This is a genomic window from bacterium (assembly GCA_030247525.1).
Classification (GTDB): Bacteria; Electryoneota; JAOADG01; order JAOADG01; family JAOADG01; genus JAOTSC01.
Window position 1 is genome coordinate 1 of record JAOTSC010000189.1, and the last position, 6,060, is coordinate 6,060.

Genomic DNA, 6,060 nt, shown 5'->3' on the forward strand with positions numbered 1-6,060 from the left:
CCATTGATGCGGTCATTGCACAGGCGTATGGTCTCTCCCGCGAACAGTATGAACATGTCCTCTCGACTTTTTCACATAAATCCTATCCGAAAGCACCGACACTCTGCCTTGCCAAATTCGATGAATTGACCGCCATCGGACTCGATGCTTTCACCAAAAAGTATGACCCATACTGGGACATTCCACTGAACGAGAATCTCCCCCAACCAGTCATCGACCTACCGATTCCTATCACGTCAGAAGCAGACGCTTCGGAACATACCTTATTCTCGATGGACACCACCCCGACCATTAAACATCGCAACAAGAGGAAATAGGAGTAATCATGGCGATTCTACTAAGAGACCTTATCAAGCAAATTCCATCCGACACTCAGGACCGAGTCGACCAGACAAGAACGAGGTTCAATTCCACGATACGAGAACTTATTAAACAAGAAACTGGCTTAATGCTAAGGCGTGGTGAAGCAGATAAAGGAAACAAAACTGAAAGCGTCTCCGTACCGGTAAAATTGGTTCCTGGATTACCCATTGCATTACAAGATATTTCATTTGATGACAGTCTCGACTTGCTTCTTCTCATCAGTCCACAGCGAAAGTACTTGCAATCTGCTAACGCAAATCTAAAGCATTTAGCACCATTCTTTGTGGAAGTAGCCAAACATCCTAAAGCTTTCAAGGGTTCCGAAACGAGCTTAGTGCCTTGCGCAAATTACACACAAAAATCTATCGCATGGTTACTTGAACAACTTGCCAAAGATGACCCGGTAAAGAAAATCCTTTCTGTCGACGAAGATGTTCTTGGCGCTTACTATTATGGGTCGAATGATACTACGTTGTTTCAGGTTGACACACCGACTGACTGTAAGATTGAATTGTACTGGGCAGTTATCGGTTTAGTAGCAGGTATGCTGGGTGTAGAAACGGAACACCTCACCGCCGTGGTTCTGGCGCATGAAGTTGCACATGCTTACACTCATCTGGGAGCCGATATTGATGGTCACCGTTGGGTAACAGATGGCTTTGCTCGAACCGACAGAAGCGTAAAAGAAGGATTAGCACAGTACTATACTATCCAGATTGCCAAAAGACTGGAACTACAAATTTCAGGTTACACTGCTGCTTTTCATGAAATGTTAAAGAGTCAGCCGGTTGCATATCACGCACATGAGTTGTGGGTAACTGGAAATAAACCCGAAGAAGTTAGATTGGCGATGTTAGAATTTCGACGTGATGGGAGTGGTAATGTTCAAAAGTTCAATACTGCTCTCGTTGAAGCAAAGAAGAGACTTCGTAAGCATGCATAAGCAGATTAGTAGGTAATCAATGCCATTACACCCCATCCACGCCCTTGATGAAGTGATTGCCGAGTATCGGGAGTATCTCCGCACCGAATTCCGTGCCAAAGACCCCAACCTCATGGCAGCCCTCGAACGGGAACTCGATAAGCCGCTCTTCCTTGCACAGGAGGCGTTCTTTCAGGCACATCGCCCATTCAAGAATGGTAAACCGTGGCGTGACCTGCCACTCGACCCGAAGCTTGCCAAAGTGATGACGAAACGAGCGGGTACTGAGTTCGCTTATACCCACCAGTCTGACGCGATTGAACGATTACTTAGTCCTGATGCGGGTCCGGTTGTTGTTACTACTGGCACCGGATCCGGTAAAACCGAAGCGTTCCTCCTGCCGGTCATTCAGAATGCGATTGCCGACGCCTCTCACTTCAAGCAGAATGGTCTCACCGCTATTCTGGTCTATCCGATGAATGCGCTTGCCAATGACCAACTTTTGCGTATTCAGGAATATCTCGAGGATTCCGGTTTCGATGGAGTAGTTAAGGTTGCCAAGTATGACCGCAGTACCAAGCAAAGTGAACGGGAAGAGCTGCGACGCAACCCGCCACATATCCTGCTAACCAATTACATGATGCTGGAGTACTTATTGGTACGACCGGCTGACCGTGAAGGCATTTTTGCCAATCACCGTTGCCGCATTTTGGTGCTGGATGAAGTACACACCTATCGGGGAAGTTTAGGCGCTAACATTGCATTGTTGATTCGTCGGGTCAGAACCCATCTTGGTCGTGCCACCCAGACGTGGAAACCGGATGTGTCGGACAGTGAGCATGGTATCCGATATCCGATGTTGATTCCGATTGGAACCTCTGCTACTATTAAGAGCATTGCTGAATCGGATAAATCACCAGAGGAAATGCGACGACTACGGGATGAAGATATCCGTGAATTCTTCTCCAAATTGACCGGTGCTGAACACAATTCCATTGCGGTGTACGGCGAAGAACTCCAGTCTATCGACATTCCTTCTGAAGCCCATTACAGCACCCAACCAGTTGCGATTGACGACCTTGATATCGGTGACAGCGAATCAGTTCGTACTGCCCTGTGTAAGCTGTCTGACCAACCCCTTACGACACCGATTGAAGAAGCGGTTCGTGGTTGCCGAATGTTATGGGATTTGAATCGGTGGTTGATTCAGAAACCGATGTCGGTACACGAAATCGTTGGTAAAATCCGTGCCGAGATTCCCGAACGGAAAGATTGGTCAGACGAAGCTATTGCCGATGAAGTCACAAAGCTGTTGACGATTGGCGCGGCACTACCCGATGGTTTGGTCGGTGCACTGCGACTGCGGGTGCATCGTTTCATTCGAGGTGGGTGGCGATTCCACCGCTGTATCAATCCCGCCTGTGGTAAACTGCATCCGATGGGTGAGGAGAAGTGTTCGGAATGCGGTTCATTCACCGCTCCGTTGTTGCTATGTCGTAACTGTGGTGCCGATTATCTGCGGTTTGTCGGTGACATCGAAAAGGGTGGGCTTCGTCCCAGTGCAATCATGGCAGAGCCAAACGAATGGTTACTGTTCCAACCGGAGAAGTTCGTCACAAAGGATATGGATGATGAAGAGGGAACATTCGATGATATCGATGATTCCCAAGGCGCAGGGAGGTTGCGACAGGGTCAAATCAAAGGGAAGAAAATTCTCAATGGGTCGTTTAGTTCGACTTCATTGACTTTCAGCGCCGACCCTGCTGATTACGATATCAAAGCGACGATGGTTCCTGCCCGAACGAAGTGTATGTGTTGTGGTGGCACAGCAGGTAACCGAAGTGTGATTACCCCCGTTGCGATTGGCACTTCCGCTGCAGTGAAAGTTTTGTCGGAAGGATTGGTCGAATCGTTGGCGGAAGCGAATGTCGACAAACCCGGTCACGATGGCAAAGAACGCTTGCTGGTGTTCAGCGATAGTCGACAGGATGCCGCTCATCAAGCCAGGTTTATCATTTTTGCCAGTCGTTACGACCGGATGCGTCGCAGGGTGTATCAGCTTCTAAATCAACATGAGTCTCTAACCCTCGAACAAACTGTGCGGTTTCTTTCTGACCTTGGCTTGAAGGCTCATGACAATCCCTATGCACCCGGTGAAGAAACCAAATGGATAAACGATGACCTCAGGCGAAAGATGCAGGTCTGGGAAGAAGCACCTCTACTCGACGACATTGCGGTAAATGCGGGATACCGTGCGACAATCATCAATCTTGGTTTGGTTGGCATCGAGTATCATGAACTTGATGAGTATGTAAAACAGATGGGGGAGGCACTTGCGGGACGGATTGGAATTACCGTTTCGGATTTGGCTTACATCTGTCATTGCATGTTGAATGAAATGCGGGTACGTGGGTGTTTATCACGGGAATTGTTACGATACCATCCCCTCAATACTACCTGCCCCGATTATTTTGCTCAAGCCGAGTGGGAACGGAAAACATCCAAGCCACAAGGGTTCGCGGCTGTCGATGGAAAGCCAGTTGCCTATCTCGATAGTACCGAAGTACCTCACGGCATTAAATCCTTTAACCCCTGTCGAAAACAAAATGCAGGTGGTTCCTCTCCACGAATTGAACGAATTTTGAAACAACTTTTAAATCGCTTGGGTGGCTTTGTATCGGCAAATGAGATTATGATCGAAATGCTCCAGTTTCTCCTACAGGGGCGTTTTATCATTCCATCCGAGTTATATGGGGCACAGAAGAAATATCGCCTACTACAGGTCAACCAAGAGGTTTTACGGCTACGTAATGTCCCTAATGACAAACGCTACCGTTGTGATGTTTGCGGTACGACGATGCACTTTGCCGCTGATAAACTTCCTTGTCCGTTCTGTCACGGTTCGATGATTCATTGGGATGATGCCGAAGTAAATGAGAATCGATACGTACAGCGTATTAAAGCTAAATCGACGATTCCGTTGGTCGCTAGAGAACACACAGCGCAAGTTCCATCGGAAGTCCGTAGTGATATCGAAGACGATTTTAAGGCGGCAAAAGAGAATTCTAACGTAAATCTGCTCGCTTGTTCACCAACTTTGGAAATGGGAATCGATGTCGGGGGATTGGATGCTGTCGTACTACGCAATGTCCCACCTCGACCCGATAACTACGCACAGCGGGGTGGTCGAGCCGGTCGTAGAACACGCGTTGGATTGGTATTAGGGTATGCTCGCAGTACACCCCACGACCAGTATTTCTTCGATAAACCGGCAGAAATGATTTCCGGTGAAGTACCTGCACCAGCTATCGGATTGGGTAATCGGGATGTAATCCTTCGGCATTTGAATGCGATCGCACTGGGAATCACGGAACCCGGTGTAGCGACCAAGATGGTCGAGTACGTGACCCCAGAAGGGAATATCAATCAGGATAAAGTCGATGCCCTCAAGTCTGGTGTCTTGCAGAATGTTACGCCAGCGGTGGCAATTGCCATCCAAGCATGGGGTGATAGCATCCTTGTTGAAGCGGGCTTGACCCACGAAGCACTGCATCAGAATCTATTACACTTACCCGACCACATTCAGAATGTTGTCGACCGTACTGCCCGTCAAGTTTTAGAGCTTCGCAAACCCTTGGAAGTGTATTCAAAAGAACTTCAAAACGCTCGGTCCGGAACCCGTGCTGGTGACTTAGTGGCTCGTTTACTTGGCATTCCCACCAACAATAAATCGGAAGCAGATGACCGTTCAGCAGGATACCCACTAAGACGATTTGCTGAATTTGGTATCCTTCCAGGTTATGAATTCCCAACGGAACCATCGTCCTTACGATTATTGGCAGACCCACACGAAGAAGAACCAATTCAGGTCAATCGCATTTTCGGTATCGACCAATTCCGACCTGAAGCACAAGTATTTGCCCGAACAAAACGGTGGCGAGTTATCGGATTGGATTTGTCATCTCCATGGAATCCTGCATCCGACGAACCAGTGTGGAAGTACCGAAAGTGTTCGATTTGTGGACTCCGATACCACGGGGACTCACCACGTTGTCCCCGCTGTAAGACAATCGCCGAAGGTTACCCACTTGACGGACGTGGATTTGCTGGATTTATTGCGAAAGTAGATGAACGACCAATATTGGAAGAAGAAGAGCGGTTTGCCGTTCAAAATCTCGTTCGAGGATATCCCCAGTGGGATGGCGACGTCGTAGGTCGTTGGAGTGTCTCCAATGGGTGGGGATTACGACTAAGCCGTGACGAGATGGTTTATTGGGTGAATGAAGGAACTAGACCTTCCAAGCAAGACCTGGAAGATGTTATACCAATGCTACATGATGAAGGGAAAGGATTCCTTCTGTGTGGTAGCTGTGGGCAGATACTTCACATGGACCCAGCGTTACTTAAGAATGGTGTAAAGGCGAAGAAAAGCACGAGTAAACAAGACCCCTTCGGGCACCGAGAAAGCTGTCCAAATGCAGGCAAAACGCCAAACGCTTGTGCATTGGTTGCTTCCAACAAAGCTGAAGTACTGCGGCTCATTGTGCCAGTACCAACTTCGATGACCTCTGACGAATTGAAACGGTGGGGACTATCGTTGGGGTATTCACTGTTGGCGGGTATGCGTCACCTCTACAAATTAGATGGTAGTGAAATCGACTTTTTGTTTGAAGGTCCCTGGTCAGCATTGGACAACGGTTTAACCTTCTAGTGTGTTTCCCTCACGTTTTTCGAGCGCGATCTGGATGGTACAGATTATGTGATCCGACTCCCCA

Annotated in this window: 3 protein-coding genes; all 3 read left to right on the plus strand. The window is 48.3% G+C overall.

What is annotated here, in order from left to right; genetic code table 11:
* On the plus strand, nt 1–317 hold a 317-nt coding region (locus OEM52_13275; GenBank protein MDK9701107.1), incomplete at its 5' end, for a hypothetical protein.
* 8 nt (nt 318–325) lie between these two features.
* Complete coding sequence (locus OEM52_13280) at nt 326–1,306, plus strand: hypothetical protein (GenBank protein MDK9701108.1); 981 nt, start codon at nt 326–328, stop codon at nt 1,304–1,306.
* A 19-nt stretch (nt 1,307–1,325) separates the two neighbouring features.
* A complete protein-coding gene (locus OEM52_13285) occupies nt 1,326–5,996 on the plus strand; it encodes a DEAD/DEAH box helicase (protein ID MDK9701109.1) in 4,671 nt (1,556 codons plus the stop codon).
* The last annotated feature ends 64 nt before the right edge of the window (nt 5,997–6,060 follow it).